The organism is Agarivorans sp. JK6, assembly GCF_045277145.1.
Classification (GTDB): Bacteria; Pseudomonadota; Gammaproteobacteria; order Enterobacterales; family Celerinatantimonadaceae; genus Agarivorans; species Agarivorans albus.
In genome coordinates this window covers 1,524,737-1,545,330 of record NZ_CP113525.1, presented here as the reverse complement: position 1 = coordinate 1,545,330, position 20,594 = coordinate 1,524,737, and the positions used below count along the sequence as shown (strand labels likewise).

Sequence of the window (20,594 nt, the reverse complement as noted above, 5' to 3'; positions counted from 1 at the left end):
TCTCAACGCAAAGCGTAGAAAACAAGGCTATGTAGCTCAGCTGGTTAGAGCACAGCACTCATAATGCTGGGGTCGCAGGTTCAAGTCCCGCCATAGCCACCATTACTGTATACTGCTAAAGTTACAGTAATAAATTTGCGGAAGTGGCGGAATTGGTAGACGCGCTAGATTTAGGTTCTAGTATCGCAAGGTGTGAGAGTTCAAGTCTCTCCTTCCGCACCATTCTTCTTTTAAGAAGAAACCAATAGTAAGACCCTGCAGGGATATCGCCAAGCGGTAAGGCAGCGGCTTTTGATGCCGCCATTCGTTGGTTCAAATCCAGCTATCCCTGCCACATTTTAAGGCTTGAGTTTAGTAACTTGAGTTAAGCAGCAAGAACCATGATTCTTGATTGCAGTCTAAACCTTAGGTTTAGACAATCGAAACATCGGTAAGCTTGTTTCGAAAAGTTTCTGCAGGGATATCGCCAAGCGGTAAGGCAGCGGCTTTTGATGCCGCCATTCGTTGGTTCAAATCCAGCTATCCCTGCCACTTTTATTGTGCTCAGGTTTACCTGAGAATGCAGTAACTGAATAGGGCAATGTGCCCAGGTAAGACAGTAAAAGCTATGTTGTTGACTAGTATTTGCTTGCCCTGCCGATAAGTTTGTAAGTTCACATTGTGAAATTGCAGATGGCTATGTAGCTCAGCTGGTTAGAGCACAGCACTCATAATGCTGGGGTCGCAGGTTCAAGTCCCGCCATAGCCACCATTAGTTTTAAGAAGTATTTCGTGCGGAAGTGGCGGAATTGGTAGACGCGCTAGATTTAGGTTCTAGTATCGCAAGGTGTGAGAGTTCAAGTCTCTCCTTCCGCACCATTCTTCTCTAATGAAGAATCCAGTTCAAAGAGTTTTGTAGGGATATCGCCAAGCGGTAAGGCAGCGGCTTTTGATGCCGCCATTCGTTGGTTCAAATCCAGCTATCCCTGCCACCTTAAAAGGCCTGCTTTTTAGCAGGCCTTTTTTCTTTCTGCCTTTCAAACAATAAAAAAACCTGCTTATACCAATTACACTAAGTAAGTGATCAGAAATAACGCAGGCTCATTAAATGTTAGCGAATAAACAGTAGCGCTACTGCAAATCTCCTAAAGCATATTTAAGTGCCCAGTCTTTTACTGGGCCCGCCTGTTGTACGCTTTTAATCGCAAGCTTTCGAATAGCCTGTAGCGGCGGCAAACTGTTTGAGAACATTAAGTAAAACAAATCCATGCCGCTTTGCATAAGGTGATTATCGGGCTTACGGCGTACTTCAAAGCGACGTAATGCCTTTTGTTTATCCGCCATACCATAGCGCTCGAATTGTTCCAACAAGCACTTCACGTCGCGGTAACCAAGGTTTACCCCCTGCCCTGCTAATGGGTTAATAGTATGAGCGGCATCGCCAATCACCACTGCGCTATGTTTTACATAACGATCTACGTGGCGTCGAGTTAACGGAAAACTGGCGCTATCTAATATTTCAATATCACCCGGTAAAGCAGGAAACTCTGATTCTATGCGTTGCTTTAGCTGCGATTTGTTTAGCTGCTTGAGGCCTTGAATAGTGACTTTAGCGTCATACCAAATAAGGGCAGCATGTTGGTCTGCCAGTGGTAACAACGCTCGAGGGCCAGTAGGATAAAACTGTTGCCAAGTAGCCGTTTGCTGAGGCGCATCTAACTTAACGTTAATGGCAAAGCAATCATGGCGATAATCCCAAGCGCTAATGCCTAAACCTAGCTGCTGGCGCATTTGAGAATTTGCACCGTCTGCGACTACCATCAAGCCAGCACTCACCGCTTTCCCATCAACATTAAGCTCTACACCTTGCGCGGTATTACTAACAAGTTGTACTTGCTTAACGATATTAGGTGTTACGCCGACCTGCTCGTTGGCTTGCCATAAACCTAACTGGATAATGCGATTTTCTAGCATAAAACCTAATTCGGGCAAATCGAGTTGGGCTGAATCAAAAATCAGCTTATCTTTGGGGTCTTCCCACACTTGCAGTTGTTGGTAGGGGCACAAGCGCATAGCGCTAATGTGCGGCCAAGCTTGCAAGTGCTTAAGTAAATTAACGCTGGCTTGGCTAATTGCGCTTACGCGCAAGTCTATCGGCTGATTGGTGTCAAAAGCGTTAGGCTCAAAAGACTCTAACATCAATACCGATAAGCCCTGCAAGGCAAAACCTTGCGCACTAGCCGCGCCAATCATACCGCCGCCAATTACCACAACATCAAATTTTTCCATGGTATTTCAATTTGTTCTCACTATTTTCTGCAGTGTAACCTGAAGCGATAAATGGATGCGAATCTTGAAATAAAAATTTGAGCGACAAAGCCCACACAACAGCACGCGGATGTTTTTTGACCTTTTTCCGGCAAACACCGTTATTGTTACTAGCAAGGCTTGCTATAAACCAGTAAAATACGCCTCCTTTTTTAACGATGTAATGATGAGTAAAACGATGGGAAATAAGCTGCATATAAAAACTTGGGGCTGCCAAATGAACGAGTACGATTCCTCGAAAATGGCCGACCTACTCGATGCAACCCATGGTTTTCAGCTTACTGAAGAAGCTGACGATGCCGACGTACTGTTGCTAAACACTTGTTCTATTCGCGAAAAAGCGCAGGAAAAAGTATTTCACCAGTTAGGTCGCTGGAAAACTCTCAAGAATAAGAAACCAAACTTAGTGATTGGTGTAGGCGGCTGTGTAGCCTCACAAGAAGGCAAAGCCATTCGTGAGCGCGCACCTTACGTAGATATAGTGTTTGGCCCGCAAACCCTGCACCGCTTGCCGGAAATGATCAAACAAGTGAAAGGCGGCGAGAAATCGGTAGTAGACGTAAGCTTCCCAGAAATCGAAAAGTTTGACCGTTTACCAGAACCTAGAGCCGAAGGCGCAACCGCTTTTGTATCAATTATGGAAGGCTGTAGTAAATATTGTACCTTCTGTGTTGTGCCGTATACCCGTGGCGAAGAAGTAAGCCGCCCGCTTGACGATGTTCTATACGAAATTGCCTCGTTAGCCGAACAAGGGGTACGTGAAGTAAACCTGCTTGGGCAAAACGTAAATGCCTACCGCGGCCTTACTCACGACGACAATATTTGTACTTTTGCCGAACTACTACGTTACGTTGCTAGCATCAATGGCATCGACCGTATTCGCTTTACCACAAGCCACCCTATCGAATTTACCGACGATATTGTTGAGGTATATGCTGATACTCCTGAGCTAGTGAGCTTTTTACACCTACCTGTACAAAGTGGTGCCGACCGCATTCTTAACTTAATGAAGCGCGGCCACACTGCCATTGAGTACAAATCGATTATTCGCAAGCTACGTAAAGCGCGCCCAGACATCGAAATTAGCTCTGACTTCATTGTTGGCTACCCTGGCGAAACCCAAGATGATTTTGCCGATACCATGAAGCTTATCGAGCAAGTTAACTTTGATATGAGCTTTAGTTTTGTTTACAGCGCACGCCCAGGTACGCCAGCGGCAGACTTACCAGACGATGTAAGTGAAGAAGAAAAGAAACAACGCTTATATATTTTGCAAGAGCGCATTAACCAACAAGCGATGCAAGTTAGCCGCCGTATGCTAGATACCGAGCAACGCATTTTAGTTGAAGGCCCTTCGAAGAAAAACCCAATGGAATTGCGTGGTCGCACTGAAAATAACCGCGTAGTGAACTTTGAAGGCAGCCATGACGTTATAGGTCAATTCGTTGATGTGAAAATTGTTGATGTGTTTGCTCACTCTTTACGTGGTGAATTGCTAAGAACAGAACAACAAATGGAGTTGCGTAATGACGTTGCCCCTGCCACTATTATCGACAAAACCGATGGGCAAGCTGACCACCTAGGTGTGGCGAGCTTTACGCCTTAGTCGCCGATACGCTTTTAAGGAGTTGAGGCTGGCTACCATAGCCAGCCCGAAAACAATTTGAGTAATAAAATCAATTCTATTGAAATACATCTAGAGCCAGCCTCTAGCCCTCGCCTTGCCCAACTTTGCGGCCCACTTGATGACAACTTAAAGCAACTTGAACGCCGTTTAGGTGTAGAAATTAGTTACCGCAGTAACAACTTTCAAATTACTGGCCGCCATGGCATGTGTTTGATTGCCGGTAGCATTTTGCGTTCGCTATATGTAGAAACGGCACCGCTAAAAGGTGGCGATATTCCAGAGCTAAGCCCAGAAAAAGTCCACTTAGCTATTCAAGAGAGCCACGCTCTCGAGCAAGACGAAGAAAATACTCAGCACTACGGTAAAGAATTAAACATTAAAACCAAACGGGGTGTAATTAAGCCGCGAACGCCAAACCAAGCAAGCTATATCGGTAACATGCTTGGCCACGACGTAACCTTTGGTATTGGCCCTGCAGGTACCGGTAAAACCTATTTAGCTGTAGCTTGTGCAGTTGACGCCTTAGAGCGCCAAGAAGTACGCCGTATTTTGCTTACTCGCCCAGCGGTAGAAGCCGGTGAAAAACTGGGTTTTTTACCCGGTGACTTAAGCCAAAAAGTCGACCCTTACCTACGCCCACTTTACGACGCCCTATTTGAAATGCTCGGCTTTGAAAAAGTAGAGCGCTTAATAGAACGCAATGTTATTGAAGTTGCTCCTTTAGCTTACATGCGTGGCCGTACTCTAAATGATGCCTACATCATTCTCGATGAAAGCCAGAATACCACGGTAGAACAAATGAAAATGTTCTTAACCCGTATTGGCTTTAACTCGCGTGCGGTGATTACCGGTGATATCACCCAAATTGACTTACCACGCCATCAAAAGTCTGGCCTACGCCATGCCATTGAAGTACTGAGTGAGGTGCCAGCACTAAGCTTTAATTTCTTCCAAGCCGCTGACGTGGTTCGCCACCCCATTGTCGCCGCCATTGTAGAAGCTTACGAAGATCAAGATGAGCGCGACCGCATTGCCGAAGAAAAACAAAAGCAACGCCGCGAAGCTGCGCAAAAACTTAGCCAAAGTGGCGGAGAATAAACATGGCGGTTGTTGATTTACAAATCGCCACTGGTGATGAAGAAAACCTGCCAAGCATCAGCGCATTTGAAGCGTGGTTGCATGCAACTTTGGTAGAACAAGACCATGATAGCGAAATTACCGTTCGCATTGTTGACGAAGCCGAAAGCCAAGCGTTAAATTCTCAATACCGTCATAAAGATAAACCAACCAACGTGTTATCTTTCCCATTTGAAGCGCCTCCGGGCGTAAGTTTGCCACTATTAGGTGACTTAGTGATATGCCGCCAAGTGGTAGAACGTGAAGCCGAAGAACAGGGAAAACCGGTGTTTGATCACTGGGCACACATGGTTGTACATGGAAGCCTTCATCTGCTAGGTTATGATCATATCGAGGATCAAGAAGCAGAAGAAATGGAAGCACTAGAAATCGCAGTGCTTACCAAATTAGGTATTAGTAACCCTTACTAATACCTGTTGAATAACTAACTAGGTAAAAAAGAAAGATATGAGCGACGACAACCCTCACTCTAGCAACGGTTCTGCTAAGAAAGGCTGGATAGATAAAATTGTTCAGCTGGTACAAGGAGAGCCGAAAAGCAAAGAGGAATTGGTAGAAGTAATACAAGACGCCAATCAACGAGAACTGATCGACCAAAATACCCGAGAGATGATTGAAGGTGTGCTTGATGTATCAAGCCAACGTGTAAGAGACATCATGATCCCTCGCTCGCAAATGGTAACCTTAGATGTTAGCCAAACCATTGCACAGATTTTACCCACGCTAACCGAAGCGCGTCACTCTCGCTTTCCGGTTATCAACGAAGACAAAGACCACATTGAAGGCGTACTTCTCGCCAAAGATCTGCTCAAATTCGCTTTTACCGAAGAAGCATCAACCACGCCCCTTAGCGAAGTGATTCGCCCAGCAGTTGTAGTGCCAGAAAGTAAACGCATCGACAAACTGCTAAAAGAGTTTCGCAGCGAACGCTACCACATGGCTATTGTAGTTGATGAGTTTGGTGGTGTATCCGGTCTGGTGACCATTGAAGACATACTCGAAATTATTGTGGGTGATATCGAAGACGAGTTTGCTAACGAAGAAGCCCTACAAGATGATATTCGCCGCATCAATGATAAAACCTTTGCGGTAAATGCCCTCACCGACATCGAAGATTTTAACCAATACTTTGGTTGCGAATTTAGCGACGAAGAAGTGGATACGATTGGTGGAATGGTGACTCATGCCTTTGGCCATTTACCTGGTCGGGGGGAATCAATTGAAATTGAAGGCTACCGCTTTAAGGTTCGCACCGCCGACCGCCGCCGCTTAGTGCAGCTACAGGTGAGCATACCGGAAGAGAAAGCCTTGCAATTAAGCATTCAAGAATAAATGAAACAAGTATTAACACCGCGGCTACGTTTGTTAGTCGCTTTTGTTTGTGGCCTTATCGCCCCCTTCGCCTTTGCTCCTTATGGCCTCTGGCCACTGATGCCTCTCTCACTATTAGGTTTATTGCTACTGTTAAAGCCAGAGCAGTCAGGCTTTAAACTGGGCTTTTGCTATGGCTTAGGCTGGTTTGGCTATGGCATTCACTGGGTGCACGTAAGCATGGCCGAGTTTGGCGGCATGCCTTTGATAGTTAGCCTTGCACTTATGGCGCTATTGGTTGCCTACCTTGCCCTGTACCCTGCCTTTTCCTGTTGGCTTGCAAACAAATGGCAAGGGCCGCGCCGGCTTGCATTTTTCTTGCTGTGGTTTCCTGCCTGCTGGTTACTAGGTGAATGGTTGCGCAGCTGGGTGTTAACTGGCTTTCCTTGGTTACAACCTGGTTACAGTCAAATAGATTCGCCATTATCAACTATTGCACCAGTGTTTGGTCTTTATGGTGTTACTTGGCTAGTGTTGTTAATTGCAGCATCAGCTGCACTTATCTTGGTTAACAAGGAAAAGGTTCGCTGGGTCGCTTGCCTAACAATTGCCTTACCGCTGGTACTGGGATTAACCTTTAAAGGTGTAAGCTGGACCCAAGCTCAGGACTCACTAAAAGTCGCATTGGTACAAGGCAATGTGCCTCTAGATATAAAATGGTTACCACAACATCGTGCAGCAAGCCTTGTTATGTACCAACAAGAAACCGCCGCGATAGAAGATGCCGATGTAATAGTCTGGCCCGAGTCCGCTATCGCAGCCTTAGAATATGAAGTCATTGATTTCTTACATGACTTAGACGGCCAATTACTTAATAAACAACAAGCCTTAATTACTGGTGTTATTGCTCACAACTTACAAAACAACCAGTATTACAACGCACTAATAACACTGGGTCAGCAAACGGAAGAAGCGGGTGCAAGCTCTGCCTATTACTACGAAAACCCTAATCGCTACTATAAAAATCACTTATTACCGATAGGTGAGTTTGTGCCTTTTGAACAATTGCTGCGCCCCTTAGCGCCGTTTTTCAATTTGCCAATGTCTTCGTTTAATCGCGGGGATACTATGCAGCAGAACTTGGAAGTAAAAGGACACCAATGGCTAGCAGCAATTTGCTATGAAATCGCCTTTGGTGAATTACTAAGACCGCAATTTACGCCAGAAACCGACGCGATTATAACGGTCAGCAACGATGCTTGGTTTGGCACCTCTATAGGGCCACAGCAGCATTTAGAGATTGCCCAAATGCGCGCCTTAGAATTTGGCCGGCCAGTAGTGCGCTCTACCAATACTGGGGTAACCGCAATAATCGACCGCTTTGGCAATATTCAGCAGCGTGCGCCTGAGTATCAACAGCTAACACTCACCGATGATGTTACCCCTGCTACGGGGATAACACCTTATCAACGCTTTGGCCTATGGCCTGTCGCGTTAATCGTGTTACTAGGTTTAGCCTCTGGCTTGGTACAACGGATCCGCCAGCGAAAGCTGCAACCTGCTGCCAACGATTAAACTAAGAATCAAAGCGCTGGCGTGATACCAATCACACTAAGTAAGTGAACATAAATAACGCAGGAAAAATACTCGAGAATAAGGCAGAATTTTTCGATAAGTAGTTATTCTACAATCAAAAATTCTAACGCAGTTATCGAGTATTTTAACCAGATAGAATGAACCGTTACTTAGTACGATTGGTATAACAAGCGCTTTGAGTTATCTCAAGCCTGCTGCTCACTAATAGGATGACGATAAAATCGCTTACCTTGGCAATGTTCGCAGCTACTAATAATGGTTGGGTGCCACAGTGCGGTTTTATCACCACATTCAGCGCATTCTATCACCCCCAAACCAATTAGCTCGCCGCTTTGATACACGCCTTGATGTTGCAGATCACCAATCAACTCATGCCACTCAACTTGGCTCTGGTCACTTAACTTGGCCAGCCAATACCATATGCTTTCTTTAAGCAGTGCCATTCCAGGGCTTTCGTCATAAGCGCGCTGGTAATCGGTTTTCCAGTCGCTTAAATCTCGACGAACGTAGTTAGCAATAAGCTGCCATTCATCTTGGCTTAAATCACTAGCAGCTTGTAAATACTCTTGCGTAGTATCAATTAGCTTAGACAGCTCTTCTTGACCCACTTCCCCACTTTCTTGAATGCGTTTTTCAAGGTCTTCCACAAAGGCTTGATAGGCTTTTACTCGCTTTGGCATAACTCACCCACAGTCTAAAGTGCATTTACATTATTAAGCATAGACCTTTTGTTTCACTGCAAATGTGCGCTAGCTATTGTTGTCGGCAGGCGGACTCGGTATCCTATGCGGATCGAGTATGGTAGCAATAGGCTGCCTAATCCAAATTTGGTTCATTCTGGAAGATTCCATCAATGCAAGAGCAATACAATCCGCGTGATATTGAAACCAAAGTGCAACAGCACTGGGAGCAAGCGCAAACCTTTAAAGTTGTTGAACAGCCGGGTAAAGAGAAGTTTTACTGTCTGTCTATGTTCCCATACCCAAGCGGCCGCCTGCATATGGGTCACGTGCGCAACTACACCATTGGTGATGTAGTCTCTCGCTACCAGCGCATGCAAGGTAAAAACGTCATGCAACCAATGGGTTGGGATGCATTTGGTCTTCCAGCAGAAAACGCAGCAATTAACAACAATACTGCGCCAGCTAAATGGACCTACGAGAATATCGAATATATGAAAACTCAGCTAAAGCAGTTGGGTTTTGGCTACGACTGGGACCGTGAACTGGCAACCTGTAAGCCAGATTACTACCGTTGGGAGCAGTGGTTCTTCACTAAGCTTTACGAAAAAGGCTTAGTTTACAAAAAAATGGCCACGGTAAACTGGGATCCAGTAGACCAAACAGTATTAGCCAACGAACAAGTTATTGATGGCCGAGGCTGGCGCTCTGGTGCTTTAGTAGAGCAAAAAGAAATCCCTCAGTGGTTTATTAAAATCACCGATTACGCACAAGAGTTACTTGATGATCTCGACCAACTAGATGATTGGCCTGAGCAAGTAAAAACTATGCAGCGTAACTGGATTGGCCGTTCTGAAGGCGTAGAAATGCAGTTTGGTTTAGAGAACAGCAACGAGCAGTTCTCTATTTACACCACCCGCCCAGACACCGTAATGGGTGTAACCTACGTTGGCGTAGCTGCGCAACATCCACTTGCTTTAGAAGCCGCTAAAACTAACCCAGAATTAGCCGCCTTCATCGAAGAGTGCAAAAACAACAAAGTGGCCGAAGCCGACATGGCAACCATGGAGAAGAAAGGCATGGCCACTGGCCTAAATGCCGTTCATCCTCTAACGGGTAAACTAGTACCAATTTGGGTCGCTAACTTTGTATTAATGGGTTACGGCTCTGGTGCTGTAATGGCCGTTCCAGCACACGACCAACGTGATTTCGAATTTGCTCAAGCTTACGGTTTAGACATTGTAGGTGTGATTAAGCCAAGCGATGCTGAGCTAGACTTATCAGAGCAGGCATTCACCGAGAAAGGCGTATTGTTTAACTCGGGTGAATTTGACGGCTTAGAATTTAAAGCCGCCTTTGATGCCGTAGCAGCCAAACTTGAATCCATTGGCAAAGGTAACAAACAAGTTAACTTCCGCCTACGCGATTGGGGCGTAAGCCGCCAGCGTTACTGGGGTACGCCAATCCCAATGCTAAACCTAGCTAACGGTGATGTTGTGCCAGTGCCAGAAGACCAACTACCGGTTGTTCTTCCAGAAGATGTGGTAATGAATGGCGTAACCTCGCCAATTAAAGCCGATCCGGAGTGGGCAAAAACTGAATATGAAGGTCAAGAAGCCTTCCACGAAACCGATACTTTCGACACCTTCATGGAATCTAGCTGGTACTACGCGCGTTACTGTAGTGCTAACAACGAAGACATGATGCTAGACCCAGAGCAAGCTAACTACTGGTTGCCGGTTGATCAATACATTGGTGGTATCGAGCACGCGATTTTGCACCTACTTTACGCACGTTTCTTCCACAAACTGTTGCGCGATACAGGCTTAGTGGATTCAGACGAACCGTTTAAACGCTTGCTTACTCAAGGCATGGTATTAGCCGACGCCTTCTACTACGAAGACGAGAAAGGCGGTAAGGTTTGGGTCTCTCCAGTAGATGCTATCACCGAGAAAGACGAAAAAGGCCGTATTACCAGTGCTAAAACTGCCGATGGCAAAGCACTTGTTTACGCTGGCATGAGTAAAATGTCGAAGTCGAAAAACAACGGTATCGACCCACAGGTAATGGTAGACAAATACGGTGCCGACACTGTGCGCTTGTTTATGATGTTTGCCGCTCCAGCCGAGCAAACACTTGAGTGGCAAGACAGCGCAGTAGAAGGCTCATTACGCTTCTTACGTCGTGTTTGGAAACTCGCCTACGACCACGTTAATGCTGGCGAAACACCAGAGCTTGATGTTGCAAGCTTGAGCGAAGCACAAAAAGATCTACGTCGTGAAGTGCATAAAACCATCGCTAAAGTGAGTGATGATGTTGGTCGTCGTCAAACCTTTAACACTGCTATTGCAGCGATTATGGAGTTGATGAACAAACTGACTAAAGCTGATCAAAGTGATGCCAATAACCGCGCAGTAACCCGTGAAGCGATTAATGCAGTAGTACTAATGCTATCGCCTATTACGCCGCACATCTGTGACCAGTTATGGACACTACTTGGCAACAAAGGTGACATTGATACAGCGGCTTGGCCAAGTGCAGATGAAAAAGCCATGGTAGAAGACAGCAAACTCATTGTTGTGCAAGTAAACGGCAAGCTACGCGCTAAACTTACTGTGGCTGCAGATGCAGACCAAGAGGCAGTTCAAGCGCTGGCAATGGGCGACGAAAATGTCGCTAAGTTTGTTGACGGAAAAACCGTACGCAAAGTGATTTATGTTGCAGGTAAACTGCTTAACATTGTTGCTAACTAAGTTATACGGCGGGCTAACACCCGCCGTTTTTTACTGCGAGAAAGCATGACTTTAACAACCATTCGTTTCGCCGTTATTGCCTTAGCCATTAGCCTAATTTCGGCCTGTGGTTTTGCACCACGTGGCAGCTATTTGTTAGATGAGAAACTCACTCAAATCTACGTATCTTCAAGTGATGAATTTAGCCCTCTAGTTCGTGAGCTAAAACGTCAACTAGCGCAAAACAATGTGGCAGTATTTGAATTTCCTGAAAGTGGCATTCCAACCCTGCACCTAAGAGGCGAAGATATTAGCAAGCGCACGCTATCGTTATTCGAAAACGGTCAGGTCGCAGAATACGAGTTAAGTTATCAAGTGGGCGGTTACTTGCAAATTGCCGACCAAGGCAACTTCCCGATTAATGTGCAACTCCACCGAGACTTCCAAGATAACCCCTTAGCAGCACTAGCAAAACAACGAGAGCGGGAGCTATTGTACGACGAGTTACGGGTAATGGCTGCCGACCAAATTATGCGTCAATTGGCTACGGTTAGTTGGTAATATGCGCATCTACGCTGACCGCTTGTCACAGCAAAGTGCCGCAAACTACAGCTGCTATTTAATAGCAGGTGAAGAACCGCTGATTAAGATTGAAACTATCGACAGCATTCGCCAACAATTACAACAACAAGGTTTGGCTGAAGAACGCTTAAAGTTCACCTTTGATGCAGACTTTCAATGGCCAGATATTTTTGATGCAATGTCTGAGCTGTCGCTGTTTAGCCAATATCGTTTAATTGAACTGCAACTTGATCGGGTACCCGACAAAGCCATTCAAAATCAGCTTGATGAACTACTACAGTTGCTCAACCCTGAGACTCGATTTTTACTCAGCGTGCCTAAGTTAACCAAAGCCAATGAAAAGCAAAATTGGTACAAGCTTTTTGACCAACAAGGCTTAGTGGTAATGATTTATCCACCAGAAGGTGGACAATTGCACGCTTGGGTAAGGCAACGTTTAAGCCAACAACACCTGCCCGCCGATAACGACCTAATAGCCTTATTACTGCATTATTATGAAGGGAACTTACTCGCGCTTAGCCAGGCAATATCAACCATTGCATTACGCTGGGGGCAGCAACTTCCTTCGTTAAAAGAAATTGAAGCGGGCTTGTCACATGCCAATCATTTCTCGAGTTTTCAATTGGTCGATGCCCTATTAGGTGGTGACTTTCAGCGCAGCTTATTAATCATTAAGCAGCTGCAACTTGAGGGCGAAGAGCCAACCTTAATCAACTGGGGGCTAGACAAAGAGTTTAAGTTGCTACAGCTTTTGCAAGAGCAGCCCTCTAGCCACCATTCCAGCTTATTTAAGCAACATGGCGTTTGGAATAAGCGCCAAGGCTTAGTCAGTAGCGCAGCAAAACGCTATAGCCCTCAACAAGTTAACGCTGTGCGTATGCAAGTTGCTGAAATAGACAAAGCCATTAAGCAATTTACCGGTGACCATGCTTGGCACCAATTAGAACGCTTAGTATTTGAATTGGCATCACCTACGGTTAAACATGCTTAAGCTGTTTTTTGGCGGTTCATTTGACCCTATTCATCTTGGACACGTTATCAGTGCCCAGCAATTGCTAGCTGCCACCAAAGCTACCGACATAACACTGCTGCCTAATGCCTTATCACCGCTTAAAGAAAAGCAATTTAGCACCGCACAACATCGCCAACAATTGCTAGAGCTAGCACTCAGTGATTATCCTCAGCTTAAGCTAGACTGGCGTGAAGTTGCTAGAGGCGGCCACTCTTATACCTGCGATACCCTTAAACAACTCGCTAATGAATACCCAAATCAGCCGCTTGGCTTTGTGATGGGTTTAGATTCATTCAATCATTTAGATAAATGGCGTGAATGGCAAACGCTTTGCGACTACGCTCATCTGATCGTGATTGCGCGCCCCGGTTACCACTTACAAGTCTCAGAGCAGCTAAGTCAATGGCTTGAAACTAAATTATGCAAAGATGTTAGTGAGCTAAGCGCTCACAACAATGGCAAAGTATACTTTTGTCAGCTGCAAAAAATGGATATGTCTTCGAGCGAGATCCGCCAGCACTTGCAAAACCAAGCAAACCCAGACTTGCTGAAAAATCAGTTATCTGAAAAAGTCCTTAGCTATATTCTTCAACATAAGCTTTACGGCTCTTAACCTAGCCAGACAGAGCGTGATATACTTATCTTTTAATCCAAATTTGGGGTTCTTTTGTTGCAAAACCAACAACTGATCGATTTTGTAGTAGACAAAATTGAAGATATGAAAGGTCGAGATATTCAAAATCTAGACGTAAGCCAACTCTCTAACGTGACCGATACCATGATAATTTGTAGTGGTAATTCTAAGCGTCATGTTAAATCCATCGCCGACAATGTCGTTAAAGAAGCCAAGCAAGTTGAACTTGAAGTTATTGGCATCGAAGGCATGGACGAATCAGAGTGGGTATTGGTTGATCTAGGTGATGTGGTATTGCACGTAATGCAAGACAGCGCTCGCGACTTTTACCAACTTGAAAAACTATGGGCACCCGCTGTTTCTGAGTCTAAAGCCGGATGAAAATACAGTTAGTGGCTGTAGGCACTAAAATGCCTGCTTGGGTTGAGACGGCCTATCAAGAGTATGCGCGTCGCTTTCCTAAAGATATGCCACTAGAGCTGGTTGAAGTAAAAGCCGGGAACCGCGGTAAAAATGCCGACATAAAGCGCATTCTTGATAAAGAAGGTGAGGCCACCTTAGCGGTTATTCCTAAAGGCAACCGTGTTGTAACTCTAGAGGTTACCGGTAAAGCTTGGACCACCCCGCAGCTCGCGAAGCAACTAGACAACTGGAAAATGGACGGCCGCGATGTAAGCCTGTTAATTGGTGGCCCGGAAGGTTTAGCCCCAAGTTGCACCAACATTGCCGAACAACGCTGGTCGCTATCGGCACTCACTTTGCCCCACCCAATGGTGAGAGTTATCGTTGCCGAGACTCTCTATCGCGCGTGGAGTGTTACGGCTAACCACCCTTATCACAGAGAATAAACGCTAAAGTATGGCAAGACAGCGCGTCGCAATGCGAGACCACTCGGCTGAATCACGGTTGTTTAACCGTCGTTCATTGGTGGCTATTTTAGGTACCTTCGCGCTTATTTGTGTATTGCTGGGCAACCTTTATTACCTGCAATTTGAACAGCACGAAACCTACACTACTCGCTCTAACGACAACCGCATTAAAGTTTTACCTATCGCCCCTCCCCGCGGCTTGGTTTACGATAGGAATGGGGTATTACTGGCAGAAAACCGCCCCAACTTTAGTTTAGAGATCATCCCAGAGAATGTAGATGACCTCGACCAAATGATCGCCGAGTTAAGTGAATTATTAGCGCTCAGCGAAAACGATGTTGAGCGATTCCAGCAAAACCGCAAACACACCCGTCGCTTTAAACCAGTAGTGCTTAAGTCGCAACTTACTGAACAACAAGTGGCCATGTTTAGCGTGCAACAGCACAAATTTCATGGCGCCAGCATCGATGCCAGCTTAATTCGCTTTTATCCCTATGGCGACAGCCTCACCCACTTATTGGGCTATGTAGCGCGCATTAACGCAAAAGACTTAGAGCGGTTAGAAAAAGAGAACAAACTGGCCGAGTACGATGCAACGCGCACTATCGGCAAACAAGGTATCGAGCGCTACTACGAAGAGATTCTGCACGGCAGTGTCGGCTATCAAGAAGTTGAAGTGAATAACCGTGGCCGAATTATTCGTACCATGAAGATTGTTCCACCTATTCCAGGTAAAGATCTCTACCTCAACGTAGACATTCGCTTGCAACTAGAAGCTCAAAGGTTGCTGGCAGGGCGCCGTGGTTCAGCGGTTCTTCTTGATGCCAAAACCAGTGGCGTACTAGCCATGGTATCTAGCCCAAGTTATGACCCTAACCTGTTTGTAAATGGCATTAGCAGCAAAAATTACAACAAGCTGCTTAACTCTACCGATCGCCCGCTGATTAATCGAGCCACCAAAGGCGTTTACCCTCCAGCTTCTACGGTTAAACCACAGTTAGCTGTAATGGGTTTAGAGCTGGGTAAAATCACTGTTGAGCAACGCATGTGGGATCCTGGTTGGTTCCAAATTCCTAATACCAAACGCCGCTTCCGAGACTGGAAACGCTGGGGACATGGTTGGGTTGATGTTTATAAAGCTATTGAACAAAGTGTAGATACTTACTTTTACAAACTGGCTTACGAAACCGGCATCGATGAAATGCATGCCTACATGAGCAAGTTTGGTTTTGGTAAATACACTGGCATAGATATTCATGAAGAAAGCCGGGCCAATATGCCTAGCCGAGAATGGAAACGTGCTCGCTACCGCCAACCGTGGTGGCAAGGTGACACCATTTCTGTTGGCATTGGACAAGGCTATTGGACCACCACCCCTATACAGCTCGCTCAGGCCACCAATATTTTGGTAAACAAAGGTAAAATTATTACCCCACGTATTTTAAAAAGCGTCGGCGATGCCAACTCACACATTGGCTTGCCGCCGCAAATTCAAGCTCCTATTGCCTTAAACAGTGATAAAAACTGGCAGGTCGCTTTAGATGGCATGTACGGCGTAATCAACAAAAGTAACGGTACCGCGCGTAAAGCTTTTGAAGACACTACTTATGTCGCTGCTGGTAAATCGGGCACTGCGCAAGTTGTAGGCATCGCTGAAGATGCAGAATACGATGCCGAAAGCCTTAAAGAACAACACCGCGATAACGCGATGTTTGTCGCCTATGCACCCTTCGAAAAACCCGAGATTGTTGCCTCAGTGGTTGTAGAAAATGCCGGTGGTGGTAGCTCCAATGCAGCGCCAGTAATTCGCGAGTTATTTGATAGTTATTTTGAAACCAAGGAAACCTTTTAAGCATGGGCAACTATAGCCAAGAGCAGAAAAACTCTTTGTGGTGGCGACTGCACCTAGATTGGCCTTTATTGCTTGGTTTAGTGTTATTAATGGGCTTGGGCATGTTTGTTTTATACAGCGCCAGCGGCGAGAGCATGGCGATGCTAAATCGCCAACTGGTGCGCATTGCCTTAGCGACTGTAGTGATGTTTGTACTGGCGCAAGTTCCCCCCGACGTATATTTGCGCTGGGCGCCCTTCTTCTTTTTCTCCGGTTTGTTGATGCTATTGGCGGTGCTGATAGTGGGCGATGTGGGTAAAGGTGCCCAGCGCTGGTTAGATCTCGGTTTTATTCGTTTCCAACCATCTGAAATTATGAAGCTCGCAGTGCCACTCATGGTTGCGCGTTATATTAGCCAGCACCCTCTCCCACCCAGCTTCAAACACTTACTGATTGGTGCCACCATTGCAATTGCGCCAACCTTGCTTATCGCTAAGCAGCCCGATTTAGGGACATCTTTACTGGTCGCGGCCTCTGGGATTTTTGCCTTGTTCTTAGCCGGAATGAGTTGGCGATTAGTGGGCGCTGCAGGTGCTGCTATTGCCGCCTTTATCCCTTTGCTATGGTTCTTCTTAATGCGCGACTATCAGCGCCAGCGAGTACTCACTTTACTTAATCCAGAAAGTGATCCCCTAGGCGCGGGATACCACATTATTCAATCTAAAATTGCTATTGGCTCTGGTGGCTTCGCCGGTAAAGGCTGGCTGCAAGGCACTCAATCTCAATTAGACTTTTTGCCGGAGCGGCATACCGATTTTATTTTTGCCGTATTTGCCGAAGAGTTTGGCTTTTTAGGCGTAGTGCTGCTGATGTGTTTGTATTTCTACATCATTGGTCGTGGCTTGTTTATTGCCACTCAAGCGCAAACAGCCTTTGGCCGCTTGTTAGCTGGTTGCATTATTTTAACCTTCTTCGTTTATATCTTTGTAAACATTGGCATGGTGAGCGGTTTACTACCTGTGGTAGGTGTTCCGCTTCCTTTAGTGAGCTATGGCGGCACATCGATAGTGACACTGATGGCAGGTTTTGGCATTCTGATGTCTGTTCATACTCACAAACGGCTTTATGCCCAATAAGGATTGCTATGCGCTTATGTTGTTGCTTATTACTTGCTCTGTCTCAAATCTGGTCATTTTCTGCCTTGGCCAACACCGAACAGCAGCAACGTATTGAAGCATTAAGCCAAGAACTTGATATTCCGCTCGAGAGCTTAGAAAAAGCCGCCGAGCAAGCCACCTATCAGCAAGCGGTAATCGATGCGATTACTCGCCCATGGGAAGCCAAACCTTGGCACCTTTACCGCGATTTATTCCTTACCGAAGAACGTTTAGCAGCTGGCTTAGCCTTTTGGCAAGAGCACCAAGAAACCATAGAGCGCGCTGAAAAAGAGTTTAAGGTTCCAGCACAAATAATAGTTGCCATTATTGGCGTAGAGACCTACTACGGGCGACACAAGGGAACTTACCCAGTCATTGATGCCTTGTATACTTTAGGTTTCCATTACCCTAAACGCGGCCAGTTTTTTAGCAAAGAGTTCGCGTATTACATTCGTTTAGCAGAACAACAAGGCTGGGCCTTAGACGAAGTTAAAGGTTCGTACGCTGGCGCAATGGGCTTTGGCCAATTCATCCCTTCTAGCTATATTCATTACGGCGTAGATTTTGATAACGATGGCAAAGTAGATATGCTAACCAATCCCGTTGATGCCATAGGCAGCGTAGCTAACTACTTTGCTAAACACCGTTGGCAATTAGGCAAACCCGTAGTGCATGCCGCAGAGTCAAACACTACACAGGCCAAACCATGGTTAAGCAAAAAGTTAGAAATTAACAATACTTGGCAAGAGCTGTCTCAAGCGGGAATAAAAACCGAAGCAAGCTTAACAGATAACACCTCCGTTAAACTGCTAGAGCTGGAAGAAGCTGAAGGCCACAGTTATTGGTTAGCGGAACATAACTTCTATGTGATTACTCGCTATAACCGCAGCCCGCTTTATGCCATGGCCGTGTATCAATTTAGTGAGCAACTACGAAAGGCTCAGGCGCAAACTAATGCCAATTAAGTTTAAACGCCTTGTCACCGTTTACTTGAGCAGTGCTGCCTTAGCGGCACTGCTTAGTGCTTGTAGCTCTTCACCAAGCGATCAGCGCTATGGGATGAGTAATGACAAGGCACCCGATTCAGCTCCAGAGCTAGATCATATTGAAAACCCCATCCCTCGTTTTGAACCATACAGCCGCCAAGGTAATCGTGACTACACAGTACGTGGGAAAAGCTATCAAGTATGGCGCGATATAGAGCAGCACGAAGTTGAAGGGGAAGCGTCTTGGTACGGCAAAAAGTTTCATGGTCACCTCACGTCCAACGGTGAGATTTACGACATGTATAGTATGTCGGCTGCCCACAAAAACTTGCCACTGCCTAGCTATGTAGAAGTTACCAACTTAAGCAATAACAAAACCGTTATTGTGCGAGTGAACGACCGCGGTCCATTTCACCAAAAACGCATCATCGATTTATCCTACGCGGCGGCTTACAAGCTCGATATGCTGAAATCAGGTACTGCCAAAGTAAAAATCAAGCTGTTGCGTTTTGATAACGATAATGCCGCCACAAAGCCTCAGCCGGGTGCTCAACAATACTATGTTCAACTGCTCGCCAGTAAAAATCAGCAAGTATTAGAGCAACACCAGCAACAGTTACAAGCTGAAGGCTTAAGCACTCAATTAGTTACCGAGAATGGCTGGCAGAAACTGCGATTGGGCCCCTATTACGATGTATTAAGCGCCGAGAAGTACCTGGCAAACATGCGTAAAGGTCCCTATAAAGACGCTTATATCATTAATCTAAAAGCAAACTAGTGGATTTAGAGCAGGATACTAACAAACTGCCGAAAAGTTTTGTTATAGTGTTTGCCGTCCGTGTTTATTGACTAACAAGCCAAAGAGCCAACCATGATAAAAAATGTATTTCAGCGTGTTAGCTGCGCCTCTGCGCTTCTGATTGCAAGTAGCATGAGCGTAGCTTATGCCGCTCCTCAAGTTATCCCTAATGCTCCTATTGTTTCAGCCAAAGCCTACTACTTAGTAGATTTTGACTCAGGCCGAGTGCTCGCTGCCGAAAATGAAGAAGACAGCCTAGCGCCAGCCAGCTTAACCAAAATCATGACCAGCTACATCATTGGTAAAGAAATCAAATCGGGCAAGCTTGACCCTAATGGCATGGTAACCATTAGCGAAAAAGCTTGGTCGAAGAACTTCCCAGATTCTTCAAAAATGTTTATCGAAGTAGGCAAACAAGTCAAAGTTGCTGACTTAAACCGCGGCATCATTATTCAATCAGGTAACGACGCCTGCGTAGCCATGGCAGAACATATCGCCGGCAGCGAAGACTCATTCACCAGCTTAATGAATTCTTGGGCTGGCCACTTAGGCATGGTAAATACTCACTTCGCTAACAGCCACGGTCTAGATAGCACCGAGCAATATACCACTGCTAAAGATATGGCAATTTTGGCCACAGCGATGATCCGCGATGTGCCAGATGAGTACGCCATTTACAAAGAGAAATCATTCACTTTTAACGGCATTACTCAGCACAACCGCAACACACTACTATGGGATAAAAGCCTAAATGTAGATGGCATGAAAACTGGCCATACTAGCAAGGCCGGTTATAGCTTAGTTTCTTCAGCTACCAACCAAGACATGCGTCTAGTAGCAGTGGTTATGGGAACTAACTCTGCTAAAGCCCGTGCAGCCGAGAGTAAAAAGCTACTTAATTGGGGCTTTAGATTTTTCGAAACCGTTAAACCTTATAAAGCTGGCGACAGCTTTGTAGAACAAACGGTATGGATGGCCGACCAAGACACAGTATCTTTAGGTGTTAACCAAGATATCGCCCTTACCCTACCACGCGGCCAAGCCAGTCAGCTTCAAGCGAGCTTTGAGCTAAAAGAAGAGCTAAAAGCGCCATTGAGCCAAGGTCAAACTGTAGGCTCAGTGTATTTCCAAGTAGGTGAAGAAGATGTTGCCGAGTACCCATTAGTTGTTCTGCAAGAAGTAGAACAAGGTGGGATCTTCAAACGTTTACTGGATTACATTAAGTTGTTCTTTGCGTCTTTATTTAGTTAAGCAATAAGACCAATGCATAAACTCTAAGCCAATTGGCGGAAATTTTAGGCAAAGCTCACAAAAACGCGTTAGAATAACGCGTT

19 protein-coding genes and 7 tRNA genes are annotated in these 20,594 nt (G+C 45.8%); 23 read left to right on the top strand and 3 right to left on the bottom strand.

The features are described 5' to 3' along the window. The first annotated feature begins 25 nt into the window (after window positions 1-25). The 7 genes from OV592_RS07305 (at window position 26) to OV592_RS07275 (ending at window position 971) form a co-directional block, all read left to right on the top strand. Window positions 26-102, top strand: a tRNA-Met gene (locus OV592_RS07305). A 35-nt stretch (window positions 103-137) separates the two neighbouring features. Further along, a tRNA-Leu gene (locus tag OV592_RS07300) sits at window positions 138-222 on the top strand. A 37-nt stretch (window positions 223-259) separates the two neighbouring features. Continuing rightward, window positions 260-334 (top strand) — tRNA-Gln (locus OV592_RS07295). A gap of 122 nt (window positions 335-456) precedes the next feature. Further along, window positions 457-531 (top strand) — tRNA-Gln (locus OV592_RS07290). Between the two features lie 143 nt (window positions 532-674). Then, window positions 675-751 (top strand) — tRNA-Met (locus OV592_RS07285). A 22-nt stretch (window positions 752-773) separates the two neighbouring features. Then, a tRNA-Leu gene (locus OV592_RS07280) sits at window positions 774-858 on the top strand. A gap of 38 nt (window positions 859-896) precedes the next feature. Continuing rightward, window positions 897-971: transfer RNA gene (locus OV592_RS07275), tRNA-Gln, on the top strand. A 139-nt stretch (window positions 972-1,110) separates the two neighbouring features. Here OV592_RS07275 and OV592_RS07270 read toward each other — a convergent pair. Beyond that, entirely contained in the window at window positions 1,111-2,268 is a 1,158-nt protein-coding gene (locus OV592_RS07270) for an FAD-dependent monooxygenase (protein WP_406610929.1), read from the bottom strand. Next, the gene (locus OV592_RS07265) at window positions 2,255-2,524 is read right to left on the bottom strand and encodes a hypothetical protein (protein WP_215426421.1); all 270 of its coding nucleotides are present in this window, start codon (window positions 2,522-2,524) and stop codon (window positions 2,255-2,257) included. Before OV592_RS07265 ends, OV592_RS07270 begins: the two co-directional genes overlap by 14 nt. Here OV592_RS07265 and miaB point away from each other — a divergent pair. Genes miaB through lnt form a run of 5 tightly spaced genes read left to right on the top strand, consistent with a single transcriptional unit; the run spans window position 2,486 to window position 7,957 of the window. Beyond that, entirely contained in the window at window positions 2,486-3,913 is a 1,428-nt protein-coding gene (gene miaB / locus OV592_RS07260) for a tRNA (N6-isopentenyl adenosine(37)-C2)-methylthiotransferase MiaB (protein WP_040307283.1), read from the top strand. The genes OV592_RS07265 and miaB overlap by 39 nt on opposite strands. Window positions 3,914-3,970: 57 nt before the next feature. Beyond that, window positions 3,971-5,032 carry a PhoH family protein gene (locus OV592_RS07255; protein WP_406610928.1) on the top strand — a complete coding sequence of 354 codons (1,062 nt, stop codon included), beginning with the start codon at window positions 3,971-3,973 and terminating at the stop codon, window positions 5,030-5,032. 2 nt (window positions 5,033-5,034) lie between these two features. Then, window positions 5,035-5,481, top strand: a complete 447-nt coding sequence (gene ybeY, locus OV592_RS07250) for an rRNA maturation RNase YbeY (RefSeq protein ID WP_016402190.1) — start codon at window positions 5,035-5,037, stop codon at window positions 5,479-5,481. Between the two features lie 37 nt (window positions 5,482-5,518). Further along, window positions 5,519-6,403 carry a CNNM family magnesium/cobalt transport protein CorC gene (gene corC / locus OV592_RS07245; protein WP_016402191.1) on the top strand — a complete coding sequence of 295 codons (885 nt, stop codon included), beginning with the start codon at window positions 5,519-5,521 and terminating at the stop codon, window positions 6,401-6,403. Beyond that, window positions 6,404-7,957 (top strand): apolipoprotein N-acyltransferase, encoded by a 1,554-nt coding sequence (lnt, locus tag OV592_RS07240; RefSeq protein WP_406610927.1) that lies wholly within the window; start codon window positions 6,404-6,406, stop codon window positions 7,955-7,957. A gap of 206 nt (window positions 7,958-8,163) precedes the next feature. Here the strand turns inward: lnt and OV592_RS07235 are convergent, their stop codons facing one another. Beyond that, complete coding sequence (locus OV592_RS07235) at window positions 8,164-8,658, bottom strand: hypothetical protein (RefSeq protein ID WP_016402193.1); 495 nt, start codon at window positions 8,656-8,658, stop codon at window positions 8,164-8,166. Window positions 8,659-8,831: 173 nt separating this feature from the next. On the opposite strand from OV592_RS07235, the gene leuS reads away from it, so the two are divergent. The 11 genes from leuS (at window position 8,832) to OV592_RS07180 (ending at window position 20,511) form a co-directional block, all read left to right on the top strand. Next, a complete protein-coding gene (leuS, locus tag OV592_RS07230; protein WP_406610926.1) occupies window positions 8,832-11,411 on the top strand; it encodes a leucine--tRNA ligase in 2,580 nt (859 codons plus the stop codon). A 45-nt stretch (window positions 11,412-11,456) separates the two neighbouring features. After that, the gene (lptE, locus tag OV592_RS07225) at window positions 11,457-11,951 is read left to right on the top strand and encodes an LPS assembly lipoprotein LptE (protein WP_016402195.1); all 495 of its coding nucleotides are present in this window, start codon (window positions 11,457-11,459) and stop codon (window positions 11,949-11,951) included. A gap of 1 nt (window position 11,952) precedes the next feature. After that, entirely contained in the window at window positions 11,953-12,963 is a 1,011-nt protein-coding gene (holA, locus tag OV592_RS07220) for a DNA polymerase III subunit delta (protein ID WP_406610925.1), read from the top strand. Continuing rightward, the gene (gene nadD / locus OV592_RS07215) at window positions 12,956-13,597 is read left to right on the top strand and encodes a nicotinate-nucleotide adenylyltransferase (protein WP_406610924.1); all 642 of its coding nucleotides are present in this window, start codon (window positions 12,956-12,958) and stop codon (window positions 13,595-13,597) included. Before holA ends, nadD begins: the two co-directional genes overlap by 8 nt. 57 nt (window positions 13,598-13,654) lie before the next feature. Continuing rightward, entirely contained in the window at window positions 13,655-13,999 is a 345-nt protein-coding gene (gene rsfS, locus OV592_RS07210; protein ID WP_016402198.1) for a ribosome silencing factor, read from the top strand. Continuing rightward, on the top strand, window positions 13,996-14,466 hold the full coding sequence (gene rlmH / locus OV592_RS07205; RefSeq protein ID WP_016402199.1) for a 23S rRNA (pseudouridine(1915)-N(3))-methyltransferase RlmH: 471 nt from the start codon (window positions 13,996-13,998) through the stop codon (window positions 14,464-14,466). The genes rsfS and rlmH overlap by 4 nt, the downstream gene beginning before the upstream one ends. A 10-nt stretch (window positions 14,467-14,476) precedes the next feature. After that, the gene (gene mrdA, locus OV592_RS07200; protein WP_040307274.1) at window positions 14,477-16,339 is read left to right on the top strand and encodes a penicillin-binding protein 2; all 1,863 of its coding nucleotides are present in this window, start codon (window positions 14,477-14,479) and stop codon (window positions 16,337-16,339) included. Window positions 16,340-16,341: 2 nt separating this feature from the next. Continuing rightward, on the top strand, window positions 16,342-17,454 hold the full coding sequence (gene rodA, locus OV592_RS07195) for a rod shape-determining protein RodA (RefSeq protein ID WP_016402201.1): 1,113 nt from the start codon (window positions 16,342-16,344) through the stop codon (window positions 17,452-17,454). Window positions 17,455-17,462: 8 nt separating this feature from the next. Beyond that, entirely contained in the window at window positions 17,463-18,440 is a 978-nt protein-coding gene (gene mltB / locus OV592_RS07190) for a lytic murein transglycosylase B (RefSeq protein WP_406610922.1), read from the top strand. Then, a complete protein-coding gene (locus tag OV592_RS07185; RefSeq protein ID WP_406610921.1) occupies window positions 18,430-19,239 on the top strand; it encodes a septal ring lytic transglycosylase RlpA family protein in 810 nt (269 codons plus the stop codon). Before mltB ends, OV592_RS07185 begins: the two co-directional genes overlap by 11 nt. A 93-nt stretch (window positions 19,240-19,332) precedes the next feature. Next, window positions 19,333-20,511 (top strand): serine hydrolase, encoded by a 1,179-nt coding sequence (locus tag OV592_RS07180; protein ID WP_016402204.1) that lies wholly within the window; start codon window positions 19,333-19,335, stop codon window positions 20,509-20,511. The last annotated feature ends 83 nt before the right edge of the window (window positions 20,512-20,594 follow it).

Excerpts from the sequence above, each read along its gene's own strand:
- lptE (WP_016402195.1), top strand. The coding sequence starts at position 11,457 with ATGACTTTAACAACCATTCGTTTCGCCGTTATTGCCTTAGCCATTAGC.
- corC (WP_016402191.1), top strand. The coding sequence starts at position 5,519 with ATGAGCGACGACAACCCTCACTCTAGCAACGGTTCTGCTAAGAAAGGC.
- OV592_RS07180 (WP_016402204.1), top strand. The coding sequence starts at position 19,333 with ATGATAAAAAATGTATTTCAGCGTGTTAGCTGCGCCTCTGCGCTTCTG.
- miaB (WP_040307283.1), top strand. The coding sequence starts at position 2,486 with ATGGGAAATAAGCTGCATATAAAAACTTGGGGCTGCCAAATGAACGAG.
- mltB (WP_406610922.1), top strand. The coding sequence starts at position 17,463 with ATGCGCTTATGTTGTTGCTTATTACTTGCTCTGTCTCAAATCTGGTCA.
- OV592_RS07235 (WP_016402193.1), bottom strand. The coding sequence starts at position 8,658 with ATGCCAAAGCGAGTAAAAGCCTATCAAGCCTTTGTGGAAGACCTTGAA.
- mrdA (WP_040307274.1), top strand. The coding sequence starts at position 14,477 with ATGGCAAGACAGCGCGTCGCAATGCGAGACCACTCGGCTGAATCACGG.
- ybeY (WP_016402190.1), top strand. The coding sequence starts at position 5,035 with ATGGCGGTTGTTGATTTACAAATCGCCACTGGTGATGAAGAAAACCTG.
- nadD (WP_406610924.1), top strand. The coding sequence starts at position 12,956 with ATGCTTAAGCTGTTTTTTGGCGGTTCATTTGACCCTATTCATCTTGGA.
- rodA (WP_016402201.1), top strand. The coding sequence starts at position 16,342 with ATGGGCAACTATAGCCAAGAGCAGAAAAACTCTTTGTGGTGGCGACTG.
- lnt (WP_406610927.1), top strand. The coding sequence starts at position 6,404 with ATGAAACAAGTATTAACACCGCGGCTACGTTTGTTAGTCGCTTTTGTT.
- OV592_RS07185 (WP_406610921.1), top strand. The coding sequence starts at position 18,430 with ATGCCAATTAAGTTTAAACGCCTTGTCACCGTTTACTTGAGCAGTGCT.
- rlmH (WP_016402199.1), top strand. The coding sequence starts at position 13,996 with ATGAAAATACAGTTAGTGGCTGTAGGCACTAAAATGCCTGCTTGGGTT.
- OV592_RS07270 (WP_406610929.1), bottom strand. The coding sequence starts at position 2,268 with ATGGAAAAATTTGATGTTGTGGTAATTGGCGGCGGTATGATTGGCGCG.
- leuS (WP_406610926.1), top strand. The coding sequence starts at position 8,832 with ATGCAAGAGCAATACAATCCGCGTGATATTGAAACCAAAGTGCAACAG.
- holA (WP_406610925.1), top strand. The coding sequence starts at position 11,953 with ATGCGCATCTACGCTGACCGCTTGTCACAGCAAAGTGCCGCAAACTAC.